The 20,819-nt window shown below is 48.8% G+C and carries 22 protein-coding genes and 1 other annotated feature; of the genes, 5 read left to right on the top strand and 17 right to left on the bottom strand.

All coding sequences use genetic code 11. The features are described 5' to 3' along the window. The first annotated feature begins 22 nt into the window (after positions 1 to 22). Positions 23 to 1,126, top strand: coding sequence for a glycerol dehydrogenase (locus HNQ47_RS06535; protein WP_183328596.1), 1,104 nt, complete (start codon positions 23 to 25; stop codon positions 1,124 to 1,126). Between the two features lie 28 nt (positions 1,127 to 1,154). Here the strand turns inward: HNQ47_RS06535 and HNQ47_RS06530 are convergent, their stop codons facing one another. Genes HNQ47_RS06530 through mraY form a run of 3 tightly spaced genes read right to left on the bottom strand, consistent with a single transcriptional unit; the run spans position 1,155 to position 4,284 of the window. Then, positions 1,155 to 1,979: an undecaprenyl-diphosphate phosphatase gene (locus HNQ47_RS06530; protein WP_183328595.1), complete on the bottom strand. Its 825-nt coding sequence runs from the start codon at positions 1,977 to 1,979 to the stop codon at positions 1,155 to 1,157. Between the two features lie 3 nt (positions 1,980 to 1,982). Beyond that, positions 1,983 to 3,305: a UDP-N-acetylmuramoyl-L-alanine--D-glutamate ligase gene (murD, locus tag HNQ47_RS06525; RefSeq protein WP_183328594.1), complete on the bottom strand. Its 1,323-nt coding sequence runs from the start codon at positions 3,303 to 3,305 to the stop codon at positions 1,983 to 1,985. Position 3,306: 1 nt separating this feature from the next. Continuing rightward, entirely contained in the window at positions 3,307 to 4,284 is a 978-nt protein-coding gene (gene mraY, locus HNQ47_RS06520; RefSeq protein WP_183328593.1) for a phospho-N-acetylmuramoyl-pentapeptide-transferase, read from the bottom strand. 137 nt (positions 4,285 to 4,421) lie between these two features. Between mraY and rpmB the strand changes: the two genes are divergently transcribed. Further along, on the top strand, positions 4,422 to 4,613 hold the full coding sequence (rpmB, locus tag HNQ47_RS06515) for a 50S ribosomal protein L28 (RefSeq protein WP_183328592.1): 192 nt from the start codon (positions 4,422 to 4,424) through the stop codon (positions 4,611 to 4,613). A 54-nt stretch (positions 4,614 to 4,667) separates the two neighbouring features. On the opposite strand, the gene HNQ47_RS06510 is transcribed toward rpmB, so the two are convergent. The 14 genes from HNQ47_RS06510 to HNQ47_RS06445 form a co-directional block, all read right to left on the bottom strand. Further along, complete coding sequence (locus HNQ47_RS06510; protein ID WP_183328591.1) at positions 4,668 to 5,162, bottom strand: nitroreductase family protein; 495 nt, start codon at positions 5,160 to 5,162, stop codon at positions 4,668 to 4,670. Beyond that, positions 5,155 to 5,745: an HD domain-containing protein gene (locus HNQ47_RS06505; RefSeq protein WP_183328590.1), complete on the bottom strand. Its 591-nt coding sequence runs from the start codon at positions 5,743 to 5,745 to the stop codon at positions 5,155 to 5,157. Before HNQ47_RS06505 ends, HNQ47_RS06510 begins: the two co-directional genes overlap by 8 nt. A gap of 272 nt (positions 5,746 to 6,017) precedes the next feature. Then, positions 6,018 to 7,421 (bottom strand): sodium-dependent transporter, encoded by a 1,404-nt coding sequence (locus HNQ47_RS06500; protein ID WP_183328589.1) that lies wholly within the window; start codon positions 7,419 to 7,421, stop codon positions 6,018 to 6,020. Positions 7,422 to 7,503: 82 nt separating this feature from the next. Further along, on the bottom strand, positions 7,504 to 9,285 hold the full coding sequence (gene aspS / locus HNQ47_RS06495; protein WP_183328588.1) for an aspartate--tRNA ligase: 1,782 nt from the start codon (positions 9,283 to 9,285) through the stop codon (positions 7,504 to 7,506). A gap of 3 nt (positions 9,286 to 9,288) precedes the next feature. Then, positions 9,289 to 10,569 (bottom strand): histidine--tRNA ligase, encoded by a 1,281-nt coding sequence (gene hisS, locus HNQ47_RS06490; RefSeq protein WP_183328587.1) that lies wholly within the window; start codon positions 10,567 to 10,569, stop codon positions 9,289 to 9,291. A 35-nt stretch (positions 10,570 to 10,604) separates the two neighbouring features. Next, positions 10,605 to 10,801, bottom strand: a binding site (T-box leader). Further along, positions 10,797 to 11,528, bottom strand: coding sequence for a YebC/PmpR family DNA-binding transcriptional regulator (locus HNQ47_RS06485; protein WP_183328586.1), 732 nt, complete (start codon positions 11,526 to 11,528; stop codon positions 10,797 to 10,799). It overlaps the preceding feature by 5 nt. A gap of 35 nt (positions 11,529 to 11,563) precedes the next feature. Next, positions 11,564 to 12,529, bottom strand: a complete 966-nt coding sequence (locus HNQ47_RS06480; RefSeq protein WP_343052928.1) for a PhoH family protein — start codon at positions 12,527 to 12,529, stop codon at positions 11,564 to 11,566. 45 nt (positions 12,530 to 12,574) lie between these two features. Then, positions 12,575 to 12,754 (bottom strand): 30S ribosomal protein S21, encoded by a 180-nt coding sequence (rpsU, locus tag HNQ47_RS06475; RefSeq protein ID WP_183328585.1) that lies wholly within the window; start codon positions 12,752 to 12,754, stop codon positions 12,575 to 12,577. A 67-nt stretch (positions 12,755 to 12,821) separates the two neighbouring features. Continuing rightward, complete coding sequence (locus HNQ47_RS06470) at positions 12,822 to 14,288, bottom strand: UDP-N-acetylmuramoyl-L-alanyl-D-glutamate--2,6-diaminopimelate ligase (protein WP_183328584.1); 1,467 nt, start codon at positions 14,286 to 14,288, stop codon at positions 12,822 to 12,824. A gap of 4 nt (positions 14,289 to 14,292) precedes the next feature. After that, positions 14,293 to 15,573: a tRNA (N(6)-L-threonylcarbamoyladenosine(37)-C(2))-methylthiotransferase MtaB gene (gene mtaB / locus HNQ47_RS06465; protein ID WP_183328583.1), complete on the bottom strand. Its 1,281-nt coding sequence runs from the start codon at positions 15,571 to 15,573 to the stop codon at positions 14,293 to 14,295. Beyond that, positions 15,573 to 16,292 (bottom strand): RsmE family RNA methyltransferase, encoded by a 720-nt coding sequence (locus tag HNQ47_RS06460; protein ID WP_183328582.1) that lies wholly within the window; start codon positions 16,290 to 16,292, stop codon positions 15,573 to 15,575. The genes mtaB and HNQ47_RS06460 overlap by 1 nt, the downstream gene beginning before the upstream one ends. Then, complete coding sequence (locus HNQ47_RS06455; RefSeq protein WP_183328581.1) at positions 16,289 to 17,002, bottom strand: pseudouridine synthase; 714 nt, start codon at positions 17,000 to 17,002, stop codon at positions 16,289 to 16,291. Before HNQ47_RS06455 ends, HNQ47_RS06460 begins: the two co-directional genes overlap by 4 nt. Before the next feature lie 2 nt (positions 17,003 to 17,004). Then, a complete protein-coding gene (gene scpB / locus HNQ47_RS06450) occupies positions 17,005 to 17,553 on the bottom strand; it encodes an SMC-Scp complex subunit ScpB (RefSeq protein ID WP_183328580.1) in 549 nt (182 codons plus the stop codon). Beyond that, positions 17,550 to 18,284: a segregation and condensation protein A gene (locus HNQ47_RS06445; RefSeq protein WP_183328579.1), complete on the bottom strand. Its 735-nt coding sequence runs from the start codon at positions 18,282 to 18,284 to the stop codon at positions 17,550 to 17,552. The genes scpB and HNQ47_RS06445 overlap by 4 nt, the downstream gene beginning before the upstream one ends. A gap of 76 nt (positions 18,285 to 18,360) precedes the next feature. On the opposite strand from HNQ47_RS06445, the gene HNQ47_RS06440 reads away from it, so the two are divergent. From HNQ47_RS06440 to HNQ47_RS06430, 3 genes are read left to right on the top strand one after another with little or no spacing between them, the layout of a single operon-like run. Then, positions 18,361 to 19,062: an N-acetylmuramoyl-L-alanine amidase family protein gene (locus HNQ47_RS06440; RefSeq protein ID WP_183328578.1), complete on the top strand. Its 702-nt coding sequence runs from the start codon at positions 18,361 to 18,363 to the stop codon at positions 19,060 to 19,062. Further along, positions 19,062 to 19,580, top strand: coding sequence for an NUDIX hydrolase (locus tag HNQ47_RS06435; protein WP_183328577.1), 519 nt, complete (start codon positions 19,062 to 19,064; stop codon positions 19,578 to 19,580). Before HNQ47_RS06440 ends, HNQ47_RS06435 begins: the two co-directional genes overlap by 1 nt. Beyond that, positions 19,577 to 20,815: an ATP-grasp domain-containing protein gene (locus HNQ47_RS06430; protein WP_183328576.1), complete on the top strand. Its 1,239-nt coding sequence runs from the start codon at positions 19,577 to 19,579 to the stop codon at positions 20,813 to 20,815. Before HNQ47_RS06435 ends, HNQ47_RS06430 begins: the two co-directional genes overlap by 4 nt. Positions 20,816 to 20,819 lie beyond the last annotated feature (4 nt).

Genomic DNA, 20,819 nt, shown 5'->3' with positions numbered 1-20,819 from the left:
AAGTAACAAAGGAGGAATCGTTATGTCAAAAATCTTTATCAGCCCCAGCCGCTATGTCCAGGGCCCGGGCGAAATGAACCATGTCGGTGAATATGCCAAACGATATGGAAACAAAGCGCTCATCATTATCAGTCGCGGCGGTTATAAACGCAGCGGCGAGCAGATCGAAGCATCGTTTGCGGATGCAAAGATGGATTTTGTCTTCGATTATTTCAACGGCGAATGCTGCATGACCGAAATCAAGCGTTTAGAAGGCGTGGTCCGCGAAAAACAATGCGATGTCATCATCGGCATCGGCGGCGGCAAGATCTTTGATACCGCGAAAGCCGTTGCCTACTATACCGATCATCCGGTCATCATCTGTCCGACCATCGCATCGACCGATGCCCCGTGCAGTGCCTTGTCCGTCATCTATACCGATCAAGGACAATTTGAGGATTACTTATATCTGAAAGCCAACCCAAACCTGGTCATGATGGATACGACCATCATTTCCAAATCGCCGGTCCGTCTGACGGTTTCCGGAATGGGCGATGCATTGGCAACCTATTTTGAGGCCCGTGCCTGCCAACGCAGTGATGCACTGACTTGTGCCGGCGGCAAAGTGACGCAGGCTGCAATGGCCATGGCGGAGCTTTGCTTCGATACGTTGATGGAAAACGGCATCAAAGCGAAGATCGCACTGGAAGCGGGTGCCTGCACACCGGCCGTGGAAAAAATCATCGAAGCCAATACCCTGCTTTCCGGCATCGGTTTTGAAAGTGCCGGATTAGCCGGTGCCCATGCCATCCATAACGGACTGACCGTTTTGGAAGACTGCCACTTGATGTATCATGGCGAAAAGGTTGCCTTCGGTACCTTGACGCAGCTGGTCATGGAAGATGTAGATGCCGATGAACTGGATGAGATCCTGGACTTCTGCGTTCAGCTCGGTCTGCCGGTCACATTGAAGCAGCTCGGCATCGAGAATGCCTCCCCAGAAAAGATCATGGCCGTCGCCAAGGCAGCTTGTGCGGAAAACGACACCATTCACAATATGCCGTTTGAAGTTACACCGGAACTGGTCAAGAACGCCATTTATGCAGCCGATGCCTACGGACGTCAGGCATTGAGTTTTCTGAAATAAGGAAAGGAGCGGAAGATCCGCTCCTTTTTTATAAGATATAAAACAGCAGGATGACGATCACACCCAGAACGATACGGTAAATACCGAAAGAGCGGAAGTCATGCTTTTTCACGTAATTCAGCAAGGCCCGGATCGAGAACATACTGACAATAAAGGAAACCAAGGTTCCTACGATCAGCAGGATGATCTGCGTACCGGTAAAAGAACCCGAACCGATCAGGAACTTCACAATTTTCAGAACGCTGGCCCCGAGCATCACCGGGATCGCCAGGAAGAAACTGAACTCACTGGCAACGGTCCGGCTGCAGCCTTCATACAGACCGCCTAAGATCGTCGCACCGCTGCGGGACGTACCTGGAATCAATGCCAGACACTGGAAGCAGCCGATCTCAAAGGCTGTTTTATAATCGAGATCTTTGACATGTTTGATCGTCGGCCGCTTGGGATGATTGGAAACAACAATAAAAATAATACCATATGCGATCAGCGTGACGGCAATGACAAAATTGGCTGATAAATAATCTTCGATGATATTATCGAACAAAAACCCTAAAATACAGGCTGGGATCACACCAATGATGACTTTGCCCCACAGTTCAAACGTTTCTTTCTTTTTCTCCGGTGTTTTCTTTTTATCCCACGGATTCAGCCGATGGAAATACAGAACACAAACGGCCAAGATACTGCCGAACTGAATAACGACTTTAAAGACTTCGAAAAATTCCGGGGGTAAAAGCGGCCAAATACTGTTGAAAATGATCAAGTGGCCGGTACTGCTGATGGGCAGCCATTCCGTAATACCTTGAATGATTCCCAGGAGAATGGTTTTGATCAAATCAGCGATAAAGCTCATGGATTAGTCCTCTCTTTCTGCTTCGGCATATTTGTGAACCAAGTCCTTAAAGATCTCTCCGCGGACTTCATAGTTCTTAAACTGGTCAAAACTGGAACATGCCGGACTTAACAGGATGGTATCACCCGGTTCGGCCATCTTGAGTGCTTCCTTCAGGGCTTCCTCCATGGTCTCGACGGCTTTCCAATGTGTGAAGATCGATTTGAAATGGTTCTTTGTCTCTCCGAATGAGATACAGTATTTGACCTCCTGATCAAACTGCTTCATATCATCGAAGGAAATGTGCTTGTCTTTCCCGCCGCACAGCAGGATCACGTTTTTATCAAATGCGCTCAGCGCTGCACAGGCACTGTGGGTATTGGTCGCCTTCGTATCGTTGTAGATGCGTACACCGTTGATGGTTTCCACATATTCGATCCGGTGCTCGACCCCTTTGAAATGCTCGATGACATCCTGAATATCTTTGACATCGACGCCCATGAGATAGGCCATACATGCAGCCATCATCGCATCACCGCAGTTAAAATCCCCGACGATCTTCAATGTATCCGTATCAAACAGACAGATATCGTGATAGTAGGCATAATGCCCTTTGCGGTATAAATCGACATCATCCCGTTTTAAAGAAAAATCAATGACCGTACATGGAATATTCTGTGCATATTTCATGATGTTTTCATCATCGACATTGCGGATGAAATAATCGTCTTTGGTTTCATTCTTATAGATATTCATCTTGGAGCGGTAGTAATCTTCCAAGGTATCCATATAATCCAGATGATCCGGCGCCAAATTGGTGACCACCGATACATGCGGCCTGAAGGTATCCACTCCGAGCAGCTGGAAGTTGCTCAGCTCAATGGCCACATCTTTTTTGGTGCCGTCGCTTTGTAAAACCTGCTCACTGAGCGGAATACCAATATTGCCGGCTGCCAGGCTCGGGGCTTTTTTCTCTAACATCAAGTGCAGCATCGTTGTGACCGTGGTCTTGCCGTCGGTTCCGGTCACGGCCGCGAAAGTAAATTCCGGGGCATACCGGTAGGCAATCTCAATTTCCGTATAGATCGGCACGTGGTGTTCCACGAAATAATGCACAAACGGCACCTGATAACGGATGCCCGGATTTTTGACGACAAAGGCATAATCGGTCCGTTTCAGCTCATCCGGATGGCCGCCGTCATACACTTGAATGCCGGCTTGTTCCAGCTCGGTTTTTTCCGGGACCTCTTTCATATCGGTTAAGAGCACTTGATAATCATGCTTCATTAACAATTTACTTACAGCGATGCCGCTGCGGGCAGCACCGATCACCAGGACTGTTTTCATGCTACATCACTCCTAACCATAAGCCCAATGCGGATAAGATCACACCGGCAAACCAGAAACGATGGACCACCTGTGTTTCCGGCATGCCGCCTTTTTCAAAATGATGATGCAGCGGCGCCATACGGAAGATCCGTTTATGCGTCCGCTTATAATGTGTGACCTGAATGACAACGCTCAGCACTTCGGCCACAAATACTCCGCCGATCAAAACCAGCAGTATTTCCTGTTTTAAAACCATCGCCACAGCCGATATAAAGCCGCCTAAGGCCAAAGAACCGGTATCCCCCATAAAGATCTGTGCAGGATGTTTATTGAACCGCAAATAGCCTAAAAGCGCCCCGATCACGATGATGATCAGAAAAGCAATATTGTCAAACCCCTGCCGGATCGAGAAAATAAAGAACGGCACCAAGGCAATGATCATCTGCCCGGCACAAAGACCATCCAATCCGTCGGTCAGATTGACCGCATTGGTTTCGGCCGTGAACATCAGGAACACCAGGATAAAATAGAAATTACCCAGATTCAGCCGAATATTGGCGATCGGGATCCAGATATCCATCGGTTCCCGGGATGCGTATAATAGAAAGAAGGCAACCGCCAATACCGACTGCATCAAAAATTTTACCCATGGTTTCAGTCCGGTATTATCTTTCTTAACAACAATGATATAGTCATCAATAAAACCAATCAGTCCATACCCTAGATATGCCAGCAGGATGATCCCGATATTGGTATCCAGCGGAAAGAATCCGATAACAGCAAACAATAAATACAAGATGACCGGCACCAGGATAAAAGCAATGCCGCCCATCGTCGGCGTCCCGTTTTTCTTCTTGTGGCTGGCCAGTCCTTCTTCGCGTTCGGTCTGACCGAAATTAATTTTATGCAGATAGGCGATCAGCCGCGGCATGATCGCAAGCATGCAGCCGACGCTCAGCAGAAATCCGACAATATATAAAACTTTGTGATCAAACATCTTATCGCTCCATTCAACTGAAATATTATATCATGAAACTATATTTACACAAATATCAACTTTCGCTTGAAAACAATTTCCTCTCATGATAAGATAATTAAGCGATTGCGTAACATGAAAAGTAAGGAGGCCACAAGATGTCAAAAGTTTGTGCAGTATCTGGTAAGGGTCCTTTATACGGAAATAAACGTTCTCACTCTATGCGTGCTTCACGCCGCAAATGGGATGCCAACCTGCAGAAGGTTCGTATGAACATCAACGGAAAAGAACAGACCGTACGCGTCAGCGCCCGTGCTCTGAGAACCCTTAAAAAGAAGAATGCCATTTAATGCGGATGAACATCCGCTTTTTTTATGCCCAAATGAAAAAAAGTGACCGCATGATCACTTCACAATATGTATCTTTTCGACATTATACCGACTGTGTGCATCGGCGTACTCATCCGGATAGCCGACCGCGATCATTCCGAAAGCATCCAAAGTATGCGGCAGGCGCAGGATCGCATTGACGCGGCGGACCCGCTGATAGATCGGGGCAAGACCCAGGAAGACCGCGCCCAGTCCCAGCGCATCGGCCTCCAATAAAATATTCTGAGCGGCCATCGCACAATCGATCTGTTCAAATTCCGCAAAGCGCACAGCTTTTTCCATGGCGATCACGATCACCAAGGGTGCATCTTCGGCACAGCCCGCATACGGACTGGCTGCTGCCAGTTCTTCCCGTGCATGGGGATTGGTTACCAGATAAAACTGCCACGGCTGCTGATTGCCGGCAGAAGGTGCCTGCATGCCCGCCTGCAGCAGTTTGATGATCTTCCCCTTTTCCACCGGCTTATTTTTATATTGACGGATGCTCGTACGGTGAAAAATGCTATTCATAGGATCTCACCTCATCCAAAAAATATGTTGCTTCCATATCAGCCGTGCTCAGCGCAAACGCCAGCGGAAAATGCTCAAACGCATATCCGACATTGTTTTTTGGATCATCATTTGAAAATCCCATATGGTAACGGATCGCAAACGCTTCTTCACGGGAAAGCTTCATGAACGGTGTGATCATGTACACGCTCTTTTCCCCATGTCCGTACGGCATCTCATCATTGAACTGATAAAACGGCACTTCCTGCCAGCTGCCGTTGATCTTCCGGTTGCGTTTACCGACCGTATAGCAGTTGATCTTGCAGATATCATGAAGCAAGGCTACCGTCGCGATCGTATCCTCACTGTAGTGCATGTCATAAATCTGCTTTACACGTTCCCGTGCCAGATAATCGGTCAGGCATTCATAAACATGCAGACTATGCTCGACCAAGCCGCCTTCGTAATTGCCGTGAAACCGCGTGCTGGCCGGTGCAGTAAAGAAATCCGAATGCGGGCCGTTCAGAAAAGCCAACAGCTCTTCGCTGCCCGGCCTTTTGATCTTATCCTGAAAAATTTCATTGAAACGTTCCTGATTTGTCATTGATTTTCTCCCATAGAAAAAAGCCAAGGAGGCAGAGATCTTTCCCTGTGTGTACAGGTGGGTGACCTGTGCTCAACCTTAGGATCCCTAAGCGATGCAAAGGTATTCAACACAGAGAAGCAACGTCCGGTCTCCCTTATCTCTAAGTGTAGGAAAAATGTATGTTCTCCTTGACCATTTTTATAATAACTGGTTTTGATTTCTTTTTCAAGATTGCCCGAAACAAACAAAAAGCCGGACCGAAAAGTCCGGCAGAACGGTCAAATTGACCATCAGAAAATGAGGTTGAAGAAACCGGCCGACTCCAAAAACAGAACCATCATGATGACCGGTACGATGTATTTAATCATAAAGGCATATAGTTTTTTTCGGCGGAATTTTTCCCCGTTGCGTTCCATTTCACCAATGATCCATTCTGGTTTAACGATCCAGCCGATCAAGATCGCAGATAAGAACGAGATCAGCGGCATCAAAAAACTATTGCTGATGTAATCCATTACATCCAACAGCTGACCATGTGCTCCGGTCGGCAGCGTCACATCAAAATAGAAAATACTGTAGCCCAGCGTAACGATCACCGAAGCAATCGAATAAATGACTGCCAGGACTTTGGTGACCGATTCCCGCGGCTTATCAAAGATCTGGATGCAGTTGGCCGTGATGGCCTCTAATACAGAAATGCAGCTCGTCAATGCGGCAAAGGCCGACATGATAAAAAATGCCAGACCGACAAAGATGCCGGGCGTGCCCATCGCATCAAAAACCTTCGGCAGCGAAACGAACATCAAACCTGGTCCGGCCTGCATGCCTGCCATGCCGGAAAAGACATAGATCGAAGGAATGATCATCATGCCGGCCAGCAGCGCAACCACCGTATCAAAGACTTCGATCTGCGTGACTGCCTTGCCCAAATTGACATCATTTTTTACATACGAACCATAGGTGATCATGATGCCCATGGAAACGCTCAGTGAGAAAAACAACTGACTCATCGCATCCAGCATCACCTGCAGGAATTTCTGGACTGTCATGCCGGACAGATCCACGGTCAAATATACCCGCAGTCCATCCAGACCGGTGCGCGTCGCACCGTTTGAAGTATATGACAGCGTCATCGCGTAGACGGCAATGCCGATGATCATCACCAATAAGATCGGCATGACGATCCGGGAGATCTTTTCGATCCCGTCCTGCACACCGCGGTAGATGATCCATGCCGTCAATAACATGAAAAACAAGGAATAGATCACCGGCGAAGTCGTCGAGGTGATAAAGTCGGAAAAGAAGGTATCCCCGGCTGCCGCATGCATCATGCCGGTCACATAGACCAGGATATACCGTGTGATCCAGCCGCCGATGACCGCATAGTAGGTCATGATCAATACGGGGACCAGGAAGGTCAGCTTACCTAAAAAGCCCCATCCTGGTTTCATCGTTTCATACGCTTTGATCGAACTTTGTTTCGTTTTCCGGCCGATCGCAATATCGGATGTCAGCAGCGTGAATCCGAACGTGACAACCAAAATCAAATAAATCAAAATAAAAAGACCGCCGCCGTCCTTTGCCGCTAAATATGGAAATCGCCATATATTCCCGACACCGACAGCACTGCCCGCGGCTGCCAGCACAAAACCGAGCTGACCGGTAAAGCCGCTTTCACTTTTCTTCTTGTTCATGCTCTCTCCTTATAGTCCAATGTAAATATCATAAGCGAAAAGAAACAATTTGAAAAGAGGAAATGAAAAAAGTCATGCATTTTCAACATGACTCTTCTTCTTTTTCGGTAATCGCAATGTGCAGTTCTTCCAGCTGGGCCGGATCGACCGGTGCCGGCGCTTTGGACATCATGCACGTTGCTTTGGCATTTTTTGGGAATGCGATCACATCGCGGATCGAATCAGATTCCGTCAGGATCATCGCGATCCGGTCCAGACCGAATGCCAGGCCGCCGTGCGGCGGTGTGCCGTACTGGAACGCATCGATAAAGAAACCAAACTTCTGCCGGATATCTTCATCGGTGAAGCCCAGACATTCGAAGATCTTCGTCTGCAGATCATTGTCATAAATACGCAGGCTGCCGCCGCCCAGTTCATATCCGTTCAATACGATATCGTAAGCATTGGCCCGGATCTCGCCTAACGCACTGCCCTTGACTTTGGTCAGTGCCGGATCCAGCTTCGGCAGATCTTCTTCCTTCGGCTGCGTAAAGGGGTGATGCATCGACATGTAGCGGTTTTGTTCTTCGCTCCATTCGAACATCGGGAAATCCACGACCCACAAGAACGAGAATTCATCCTTCTTCTTCAAACCAAGTTCACGGCCGATCTCATTGCGCAGCGCCCCCAATACGGTACAAGCCGTATCCCAGGCATCGCTGACGATGAAGACCGCATCGTTTGACTGAATGGTCAATCGTTCAAAGAGTGCCTGTACTTCGTTATCACTTAAGAATTTACGGGCGGATCCAGCAAGATCGCCGTCTTTTTCCTTCAGAACGACCAGTCCTTTAGCACCGTTCTTTTTCGCCAGGTTGGTATAGCGGTCGATCTTCTTGCGGGAGATCCCGCCGAAGCCCGGCACGACGATGGCTTTGATCACGCCATGGTCAGCCAACACGCTGCGGAAGACCTTAAATTCGGAATCAGCGAAGAGATCCGAGAGATCCTGCAGCTTCATGCCGAAGCGGTTGTCCGGTTTATCGCTGCCATACGTATTCATCGCTTCATCATAGGTCAGGCGCAAAAACGGTCGTTTGATGTCGATGCCTTTGACTTCTTTCATCAGCTTGACGAGCATCTCTTCCATCATTTCCTGAATTTCGGTTTCGGTCAAAAACGACGTTTCGATATCCACCTGTGTGAAATCCGTCTGACGGTCGGCCCGCAGATCCTCATCCCGGAAGCAGCGCGCAAACTGATAGTACCGCTCAAAACCGGAAATCATCAATAATTGTTTATACAGCTGCGGAGACTGCGGCAGCGCATAGAAACTGCCCGGATGCACACGGCTGGGTACCAAATAATCACGGGCGCCTTCCGGCGTGCTCTTGCCCAACATCGGCGTTTCGATCTCCACAAAATCATGATGATCCAGATAATCACGAATGCTGCGGCAGATCTGATGGCGCATCATCAGCCGTTTCTGCATGATCGGCCGGCGCAGATCAAGATAACGATAGGTCAGCCGGGTATCTTCTAACGCATCGGTCTCATCGGCAATGATCAGCGGTGTCGTTTTGGCTGCGTTGATGATCTCGGCCGTTTCGACCTTGACCTCAATTTCTCCGGTCGGCAGATCCGGATTTGCTTCCTGACGCTTTACAACGGTACCAGTCACATGAATCACATATTCATTACGGATCTTCTTGGTCAGTTCCGCAAACGTTTCATTGAAAACCAGCTGAACGATACCGGAGCGATCACGCAGATCGATAAAAACCAGCTGTCCGAAGTTCCGTTTCTTCGCGACCCAGCCGACCAGTGCAACATGCTGGCCGACGTGCTGCGCACGCAGCTCACCGTTATGATGTGTTCTTTCCATAATCTATTCCTCCCATAAAACCGAATCGACATACTCCAACAGTTTGTCGCGGTCCATTGTTTTCTGTTCTTGTGTTTTGATATTTTTGATCGTCACCTGACCGGCTTTCATCTCATCCTCGCCTAAGATCAGCACCATCTTCGCATGCGCCCGGTCAACCGCTTTGAACTGGGCTTTGAACGAACGATTCATCATATCCATTTCACAGCGATAGCCGCCGGCCCGCAGTTCGGTCATTGCCTCAAATGCATACATACGTACATCTTCTCCCAGGCACATGACATAGCAGTCCAGGTCCGGTTTACCGCCCAGATCAGCGCCTTCGGCTTCCAGTGCGATCAGCAGACGTTCCATTCCCAATGCCCAGCCGATGCCGGACATGCCTTTCGGTCCGCCGAAATATGGAATCAAATTGTCATAGCGGCCGCCGGCCAATACGGTTGCCTGGGAACCCATTTCTTTGTTCATGGAAACAATCTCAAAGACCGTATGTGTATAGTAATCCAATCCGCGGACCAGCTTGTCATCGACCTCGTACGGGATTTCCAGACGATCGAGCAAGTTCAGCACGGTCTCAAAGTATTCCCGTGCCTCATCGGTCAGATAATCTTTCATGACCGGTACGTCTTTCATAAACGGCTGATCATGATCGACCTTGCAGTCGAGGATACGCAGCGGATTCTGCTCATACCGGCGCTTACAGTCGGAACAAAGTTCCGGCAGGTATGGTTTAAAATATTCCTTCAACGCATCATGATATGCCTGACGGGAAGCATCGTCGCCTAGTGTATTGATGCAGACTTTGATATCCTGCAGGCCCAATGTCGATAAGATCGAAAAAGCCAGCGTGATCGTTTCAACATCGACAAACGGCGATTTGTTGCCCAGCGCCTCGACACCGAACTGATTAAAAATGCGCAGACGTCCTTTCTGCGGCCGTTCATGACGGGCCATCGGGCCCATATAGAATAATTTGACCGGCAGATCCGGATTGGCATACATTTTATTTTCGACAAAACTGCGCACGACCCCGGCAGTGCCCTCCGGCCGGATGGTCAGCGAAGTCTTCGAGTTGGCCAGCTGAAAAGTATACATTTCTTTATTGACCATATCACTCGAGTCATTTTCCCTCTTGAACACATTTGTATGTTCAAAAATCGGGGTGCGGATCTCATCATAGTTATACAAATAGCAGAATTCGCGAATGGTTCGCTCCAGTGACTGCCATTGATACGACTTCTCGCCGTAGATATCCTGACAGCCGCGCGGGATCTTGTAGCTCATGTTTCTTTTCCTCCTATAAATAAAAAAACGCCCTCTATAAGGACGTTTGAAACGCGGTACCACCTTATTTTACAGATTGCTCTGTACGCTTGACGTCTTAACGCGACGAACGGTCAGGCTTGGACACCTGACTCCTCCAAAGTGTCTGAGCGCATCCTCACATGAAACATCGCACCAACCTGTTTCTCTCTGTGCTGCTCGGTCTGCGTTCCCTCTTTTTCAACGGATTAAGCGGCTTCGTTAATGTTTTCTACGTTATGGTATACGTGCTGCACATCGTCAACATCATCCAGCAGTTTGACCAGACGCTGGAACAGTTCCAGATCTTCTCCCTGCAGATTGACCATGTCATTGGCAACCATCTTATCTTCAAAGACTTCAAATTTGACATCCGGGATCAATTTTTCAATGACCTTCTTGGCATCGTCCAGCTGTGTCGGATCGACAGTAATGGTCATATAGCCTTCTTCGACTTCAATATCATGCAAATCAATGTCCGCATCCAACAGCGCTTCCATCATCGCATCTTCGTCATCGTACTGAATGACGATCACGCCTAAATGCTCGTAACCGAAGGAAACCGATCCGGAAACGCCCAGTTTTGCATGGGACTTATTGAAGCAGGCTCTCAAATAAGCAATCGTACGGTTCGGATTGTCCGTCAGACAGTCGATGATGATCGTCGAGCCGCCGTTGCCGAATCCTTCATAGCGGGCACTGGAATAGTTTTCGCTCGTGTTGGATTTTGCTTTATCAATGGCTCTTTTGATGACGTCATTCGGAACATTGTTTGCTTTTGCACGTTCGATGGCCTTTTTCAAAGCCTGGTTCATGTCCGGATCCGGATCGCCGTTCTTAGCGGCGACCAGGATCTCCTTTGAATATCTAGAATATACTTTCGCTTTGGCGTTGGCAGTCTTCTGCATCGACGCCGCGCGTACTTCAAAATGTCTACCCATCGTTTTTCACCTTCCAAAATTTCTTATTTAGTATATCAGTTTGAGCTCTCTTTTTCAATCTCTGCGTAGCGCTCGATGATCTTCTGTACCAACGGATGACGGACCACATCCCCGGCCTGCAGCTGCACCATCCCGATTCCCTCAATGCCTTTCAGGATCCGGCAGGCTTCGATCAAACCGCTGTCCTGTTTACGGATCAAGTCGATCTGCGTGACATCCCCGTTGATGATCATCTGCGTATGATCGCCCATTCGGGTCAGAAACATCTTCATCTGTGCCCGGGTCGTATTCTGGGCTTCATCCAGGATCACAGCGGCATGAGACAAAGTGCGTCCGCGCATGAAAGCTAACGGCGCAATTTCAATGATTTGTTTTTCGATCATCCGTTCTACCGTTTCGGTACCGAGCATTTCATAGAGCGCATCGTACAGCGGCCGCAGATAAGGATCGACTTTTTCTTTCAGATCGCCCGGCAGAAAGCCCAGCGACTCGCCGGCTTCCACCGCCGGCCGCGTTAAAATGATCTTTTCGATTTTTTCCTGCCGCAGCAGATCCACGGCATAGCAAACGGCCAGATACGTTTTCCCGGTTCCGGCTACACCGGTCGCAAAAACAATATCGTTCGATCGGAACGCATCGCACAATTCTGCCTGTCCCAATGTCTTGGGATAGATCATCTTTCCGGAACGGGTCTTGCCCACCGGGATCAGCTGATGGACTTTGAATTTGGACAGCTGTCCTTTGCGTCCCAGCTGAATGATATAGGCGATATCCTGACCGCTTAATTTATAATACGTATCTACAATTTGAAAGCAGACATCCACCACCTGTTCGATCAGATCCGCTTCTGCGGTTTCTTCAAAACGTAATGTTGAACTGCGCATGGAAAAACGCGTCTTAAAATGCTTTTCAAATACATCCAGATTTGCATCCTGCGCACCGGCAAAGATCTGGATCTCTTCAATGGAATGCTGCGAAATATCTATGGTTCTATATGCCACGACGACCTCCTGCGAAAGAAAAAATCTGCATAAAATGCAGATTCGTTACTTTCCTCTACGTGCTTTACGTGCTGCTTCAGGCTTTAACTTTCTGCGCACACCTGGTTTTACGTAAAACTCTCTTTTACGCGCCTCAGCAAGGGTACCGTTACGAGAAACTTGACGTTTAAATCTTCTTAATGCGTCATCCAATTGCTCGTTTTCCTTAACAACGACTTTCGGCATTACAAACAAACCTCCCTTCCCGAGATACCGTTACTATTATATCTGTTCAACTATGAAAATGCAACGTTTATTTTTCATCGTCCTCGTGATCCAGAGCATACTTTTCAATGCACTCCTTGACGATCACGTTATCGCCTTTATACGGCGCCCGGCCGTTCTCCCGATAGATATATGGTTCGTCACCTTTGCCCAGCAGCAGCACCACATCGCCCTTGTTTGCGCTCTCGACGGCCTGGCGGATGGCTTCATAACGATCCTGAATAAAGATATGCGGTTTCGTCTTAATGCCTTCTTTGATTTGATCGGCAATCTCTTTCGGATCTTCATCCCGCGGATCGTCTTCCGTTAAAATGATCGAATCACAATACTGATCGGCAATTTGTCCGAACACTTTTCGTTTCGCGACATCGCGCTTGCCGGCCGACCCGAACACCGCGATGACCTGATGATTACCGGCGATCTTACGGCCGAACTGCATCATTTGTTCCATACCATCCGGCGTATGCGCAAAATCGACGATCACATGGAAATCCTGTCCCAGGTTGATCTGCTCCAAACGGCCGTCGATCTGCGGCAGATTTTCACAAGCCGGCAGGATCGTTTCCAGGTCCATACCTGTTTCATGCAAAGCAGCGATCGCCGCCAGCAAGTTATATACATTATATGTTGCGACCAAGTTGGTCTTGACCGGATACGCCATCCCTTCGTAAATCAGATCGAAATTCGTCTGATTCGGCAGGATCTCCACATTGATGGCCCGGTAGTCGCACTCGGTATTGACCCCGTAGCTGATCACTCTGGCTTTGGATAACTTCTTCAGTTCCGGAAATTTCGGATCATCAATATTCAGGATCGAAACACCGTCGGCTTTTACACGGTCCTTGAACAAGATGCTTTTGGCATTGAAGTAGCTTTCCATCGTACCATGATAATCTAAGTGATCATACGTCAGATTGGTAAAAACAGCCACATCGAAATCAATCGCATCGACCCGGTGCTGCGCCAGTCCATGGCTGGAAACCTCCAGTGCACAGGCTTTCATGCCGCAGCGGACCATATCTGATAACTTTTCCTGCAGGAAGATCGCATCCGGTGTCGTCAGATCCGGCTGCAGACGCACATTGCCGTATTCGATCGCAATCGTACCGATGTAGCCGCATGGTTCTTTCAAGTTCCGGATGTTGCGGATGATATTGGCAATCGAGCTTTTCCCGTTGGTGCCGGTAATGCCGTACATCAGCAACTTATCGCTCGGGGAAGAATAGTAGATGCGGGCACACTGATTCATGGCTGCCATCACATCGTTGACCCGAATATAAATCGCACCGGTCGGCATTTCCTCCGGCGTCAGTTCTCTGGAATGAACGATACAGATGGCACCCCGTTCAATGGCCTGGCCGATATACTCATGTCCGTCATGCGTCATGCCCGGCAGGCAGAAGTAAATATTTCCTTGTTTGACTTTACGCGAATCAAAACACAGCCCGGTCACATTGGTGGTCGGTGCGTTTTTAAACAATTTACTCAATCGCATAGTTTCACCTCTTTAATGTCACGAGATATCCGTTTTCATCCAATGAATCCGGATGTACGATCAGCCTGCCGCTCAGCGGCTGATCCGATTTGATCCGTACCGGATGGTACTGACTCGTATATCCAGTATAATAATTTCCCTGTTTTCTTTCAATGAGAACTTCGAGCGTATCAAAGCGTGCCATGTCTTTTAGACGCAGCGCCTGGGATAAGGCCAGCAGCTTGCTGACCCGTGCCTTGGCGATCTTCCCGTTGATCTCCCCAGACATGGTGCTTGCCTTCGTACCGGAACGTTTCGAGTATGGGAAGACATGCATGAACGAAAACTGCAGGGCTTCGAGATTTCGCATCGTTGTTTCAAATTCAGCTTCGCTTTCCTGCACAAAACCGGCGATCACATCGGTTGAAATCGATACGTCCGGCAATGCGCTTCGGATCTGATCGATGCGGGACTGAAACTGTTCGACAGTATACGGCCGGTTCATCCGCTGCAGCGTTGCATCGCAGCCGGATTGGATCGGAATGTGCAGATGGCGGCAGATCCGTTGATTTTCCCGCATCAATTCGATCAGTTCATCGCTGACCTCCGTCATCTCGATGCTTGAAATGCGGAAATGCACAGATGCCGGTGTCACAGCAAGCATTTCCTTCAGCAAGCCGGCCAGATCGGTGCTGCCGTCATGATACCGTCCGGTATGAATGCCGGTCAGCACAATTTCCAAATGATGGGCATCGGCCAGCTGCTTTGCGACCTGCACGGCCTGCTTGGCCGGCAGACTTCGTTCCCTGCCGCGCGCAAACGGAATCGCACAATAGGAACAAAACTGGTTGCATCCATCCTGTACTTTCAGAAATGCACGGTGCTGATTTTCAAAGGTGCGGATGGGCATCGCTTCAAAATGATGAAACGTGCTGACTTCTTCGACCAAGTCATCCGGCCGGCCCGTCTTGACCAGTCGGTCGATGCGCTGCGGAACTTCATTTTTATGATCAGCGCCGATGATCAGATCCGCGCCTAGGGCTTCCCGCTGTTCCCGACTGACAAACTGCGGCAGGCAGCCGACCACGACACAGTACGCATCGGGATTGTCTTTTTTTGCCTGATGGATCTTCTGACGGGATTTATGAGCCGCGGTGTTGGTGACAGCACATGTATTGATGATGCAGATATCACATGGTTCATGGGCACCGACTTCTTGATAACCGAGCTGTTTCAGACCTTCAATATAATATTCAGATTCATAGGCATTGACCTTACAGCCCAATGTCTCGATATGAAAACGCATTAGTTTTCCCCCTTGATATGGCGCTGATATTCAATGGCAGACAACACGTAGCAGACCGCGGTTTCCGCGCGCAGGATCTGATTCCCCAGGGAACAAGTCTGAAAGTGATCGTTTTTCAGCAAGTCGATTTCTTCCGGTGCAAATCCGCCTTCCGGACCGATACAGAATGTGATCGACTCCGGATCCTGTGCCAGAAATTCCGCCAAATGGTGCTCGCTTTCTTTTTCGTAAGCGACCAAATTCATCACGCCCTGGAAGTTCCGCAGTGTTTCGACGGTCTGGATCGGCTCAATGGCCGGCAGATCGCTGCGGTTGCATTGCTCACAGGCGTTCCGGCAGATGGCCGTCCAACGTTCCAGTTTGCGTTTTTCTTTTGTTTCATCGATATGCACGACCGTAAAACGGGACGTGAACGGAACGATGCGGGTCACGCCCAGCTCACAGGCTTTCTGCAGCATCCATTCCCAGCGGTCGCCTTTGATCAAGGCGGCGCATAAGGTCACGTGCTGCAGGCGGCTGAGCACTTCAATTTCATTGAACAAATACAAATATGGACGGTCTTCCGGATGGGCCAAAAAGACCTGCGAATGATTGTCGACGACCCGTACGACTTCCTTTTTCTGGATCCGCAGCACATCAAACAAATGATGGGCCTGTTCTTCATTCAAGACGACCCGGCTGCCTGTATGACCGATTTCATCGATAAACACTTGTTTCATCGTGATCCCTCCTGTGCCAGCCGTTTGAGTTCTTTGATCTCATGCGGTTTTAAACGACGATATTGCCCCGGGCGCAGATCATCTGCCGTGATCGTACCGAATGTTTTCCGATGCAGACGGCGCACCTCATAGCCCAGTTCTTTCATCATATTTTTGACTTCATGATTCTTTCCTTCATAAATCGTCAGTTCAAACCGCATCCGGTCCCGTTCCGGATCGTTGTCCAAAAAGAAGATCTTGGCCGGCTGATAGCCATTGAATCCTTTGCGGATCTTTTTAACGTCTTCTTTTTCCAGTCTTCCCTGTAAGTTCACGACATATGTTTTCGGAATATGATAGCGCGGATGCGTCATCAAATTCGTGAACGCCCCGTCGTTGGTCATCAGCAGCACCCCGCTGGTGTCATAATCCAGCCGTCCGACCGGATAGATGCGTTTGTCCTTAGGCAGATAATCCATCACCGTTTTCCGGCCCAGATCATCGGATACGGTGCATACACAGCCTTTGGGTTTATAAAAAACATAATAGACGGCATCTTCCCGTTCGATCGGCGTGCCGTTGACTTCGATCAAATCATTACCCGAGACCTTCGTGCCCAAGGTAGTGCAGACCTTGCCGTTGACTTTGACCTTGCCGGCCGTTATATATTCTTCCGCTTTGCGCCGCGAGCAGACCCCTGCCTGCGCAATGACTTTCTGTAAACGTTCCATATTTATTCTTCTTCCTCATTTCCGAATAGATCTTCTTCACCGTCGTGCTGCGGCAGTTCCGGCAGTTCCGCCAGCGTATTCAGTTCAAAGGCATCCAGAAATTCATCGGTCACCGTATATAAAAGCGGTTTACCGACGGTATCCAGACGGTCTTTGGCTTCGATCAGTCCCTGTGCCTGCAGTTTTTTAAGCATCACTTCACAGTTGACGCCGCGGATCTCTTCGATCTCCACCCGCGTGATCGGCTGTTTGTATGCGACGATGGCCAGCGTTTCCAGCGCTGCCTGCGACAAGGAAGCCGGTTTGGCATGTTCGAAGATCCGCTGTCCGTACGGGTAGATCGCTTCTTTGGTGATGAATTTATAGCGATTGGAAAACTCGGTCAGTTCGATGCCGGAATCCGGATCGTCATATTGTTTTTTCAGCGTTTCCAGATCTTCCACGACCGCATCGTTGACCGGATGATCCAGTGCCGAACAAATTTGTTCAAAGGTCAGTCCTTCTTCCCCGGCCAAAAAAATCAACCCTTCAATGATGGTTTTCTGTTTCATAGTGCCGCTCCTTTCCGGATCCAAATGGCTTCGTTTTCATCCATATAACAAATCAAATCATTTTGATGGACCAAGTCCAGGACCGCCAGAAATGTCACGATGATCATATGCAGCGAAGTGCAGTCCTCACATAAGGTTTCAAACAGGATGGCTTGGGTTTCATTTTTCATCCGTGCTTTCACTTGTTCCAGCCGTTCTTCGACCGATAACTCTTTGATCGTGACCTTCGTTTCATACGGCTGCAGGATCGCATGCCGTTTTAACACCCGGTCCATCGCTTTGAGCAGTTCATAGACCGACTGCGGTTCGATCGTACCGTCGGATTTTATCTGCATCCACGATTCGACCATCGAAGCCTGCGGCCGTGTGTACTGTTTCTGCCGGCGGTCAAACTGCGTACGCAAGGTCTGCGATGCATCCTTGAACTGTTGATATTCCAATAAACGTCGTACCAGCTTTTCACGCTGATCTTCCTCATATTCATCTTCCAGTTCGGGTTTTTCCCGCGGCAGCAGTTTCCGCGACTTGTATTCGATCAAACCAGCCAGCTCGGTTAAATATTCACTGGCAATTTCCAGATGCATTTCCTGCATCTGATGAATATAATCGATATACTGCTCGGCCAGTACATCGAGATTCAAATCCATTAAATCCAATTTGTTTTCTTTGATCAGATGCAGCATCAGATCCAAAGGTCCGTCAAATTGTTCGATGGATACATTAAATTCCATTTTATCACCGTTTCACAGTATAACAAATCTTGAATTAAAAATATATAAAGAAGGCCTTTTGTGATATGATTATTTTATGAAAAAAGCAGTGATTTATCTTTGTATCGCCATCTTTCTGGCACTCGTCATTCAGCCGAATCTGAATGTTTCTTTACGCTACGGCAGCAGCCGGGTCCCGACGAATACAAACGGAACGCCGACCACCAATGAAAATATCGATATAAAGAAATGTAAATCAAAAGCGACCATCTGCATCGACCCGACTTACGGCGGCGATGATGCGGGATATACATCCGATGATACCACACCAGAAAAAGAACTGGTGCTGGATCTCTCTCAGGCAATCGGCAGTCAGTTAAGCAATGCCGGCTATAAAGTCGTTTATACCCGTGAGGACAACGACACGACATTGTCGGATAGTGAGCGGCTTGAAATTGCCGAAAAAAATGATGCGGATTATATTTTGAGCATCTCTTTGAACCATGATTCCAATCCTTTTGTCAAAGGATATTCTATCTTCACCCAAAATGACGATCAGATGATCGAGCTGGCGGGTGACCTATCCGACGAACTGAATTCGATCAGCTATTCCCAGTTTCTGGGAGCCGACAGTGATCACTACGATAATTTTGCGATCCTTGACAGCAGCACACCAGCTATTCTGATCGATTTAGGATATATAACCAATGCGGATGACTATAAAAAAATGACCGATGAGTCCTATCAGCAGACCATCGCCAAAGCCATCACAAAAGCTTTTGTAAAGGCGGTGAACTGATGAAAGATGTAAAAATCTATCAAGGGACGGCCGGTGTACTTTACGAACGTACCTTCGATCTGGAAGGCATGACCCTGACCAAAGAGGTCTTCAAGCACCCCGGCGGGGTCGGCGTGATCGTGATCCAGGACGGCAAGCTCCTGCTTGTGCGTCAGTATCGTCATGCGATCGATCAAAAAACCCTGGAGATCCCGGCCGGCAAACGCCGTCCCGGCGAAGATCCGGAAACGGCCGGCCTGCGGGAATTAAATGAAGAAACCGGGCTCACCTGCGAACATCTGCAGCCAGCCACCTCTTTTTTGACGACGCCGGGATTCTGCGATGAGCGCATCTGGCTGTTTGAAGCCGTCGATCCCAAGCCGGCGGACAAGCGTTTGGCCTGTGATGACGATGAATTCATCGACTTGGTCTGGATGCCGATCGATGAAGCCCTCCGTCAAGTCAAGGACGGGACGATCGATGATGCGAAAACTGTTATTGCGATCTTACGTATTGGTATGGAAAGGATAAACTCATGACAAATTTTGTGTTGATTTCTCCGAATTATCCAGAAAGCTACTGGATGTTTGCGCGGGGACTGAAGAAATACGGCGCTACCGTGCTGGCCATTGTCGACCAGCCTTATGATTCACTGAAGCCGGAACTAAAAGAATACTGTGATGAGATCTATGTTGTTAAAAGTTTTTATAATTACGACGACATGGTCCGCGCCTGCGGTTATTTCACTTTCAAATACGGCAAGATCGACTGGATCGAGTCAAATAATGAAGCCTGGATGGACTTGGATGCCAGACTGCGGGATGACTTCCACGTGACCACTGGTTTCGATCATGCGACCATCCGTGAATTCCAATCCAAAGCTGCCATGAAAAAATACTATCAGAAAGCCGGCCTGCCGACCGCCCGGTATACCTTGGTGGAATCGTTGGAACAAGCGCAGGCATTTGCCCGCGAAGTCGGTTATCCGCTGGTCATGAAGCCCGATCACGGCGTCGGAGCCAGTTCGACCTACGAGATCGAAAGCGACCGGGAACTGGCCAAGATCTATCAGCTGACCAAACAATATCAAATGATCCTTGAAGAGTATGTCGAAGGCGATGTCTTTACCATTGACGGCATTGCTGATGAAAACGGCATCATCCGTTATATCAATTCACTCGAATATGTCGGCAACTGTATGGACAGTGTCGTTTACCAGCTGAGCATCGGATGCTACACAGCCTTCCAGGTCAAGCAGGAATACCGCGATCTGGCCCAGCGGGTCATCCGTGCGTTCGGTATTAAAAACCGTTTCTTCCACGGCGAATACTTCCGCCTGACAGCCGATAAAGAAGGCTTAGGCAAAAAAGGCGATGTCATTGGCCTGGAAATGAACTTCCGGCCGCCCGGAGGCTTCTCGCCGGATCTGATGAACTATGCCGGCAGTCTGGATGTCTATCAGTTATGGGCAGAAGTACTGCTGACGCAGAATGCCTCTTACTCCAAGCTGCATCGTTTTTCAGCCGGTTTTGCGGGCCGCCGCTTCAAGCTGAATTACCGCTATTCCTTAGAGGAAATTGAAAGTATGTTCTCGGATGAGATCATCGACACCATCTATCTGCCGCCGGCTTTTGCTTCCGCCATGGGTGATGTTGCCGTCCTGGCACTGTTCACATCCAAAAAGCAGCGCAGCCGCTTCTTTGATGCCGCGATGGAAACGATCGATGTCTGCCAGGACGAAGAAAGGTCTGACGTAAGTGATCGAAAAATTTAACTTG

It is taken from the genome of Catenisphaera adipataccumulans (genome assembly GCF_014202755.1).
In the GTDB taxonomy this organism is placed as follows: Bacteria; Bacillota_I; Bacilli_A; order Erysipelotrichales; family Erysipelotrichaceae; genus Catenisphaera; species Catenisphaera adipataccumulans.
The sequence above is the reverse complement of the archived record's forward strand: the minus strand, read 5'-3'. Positions and strand labels throughout refer to the sequence as shown.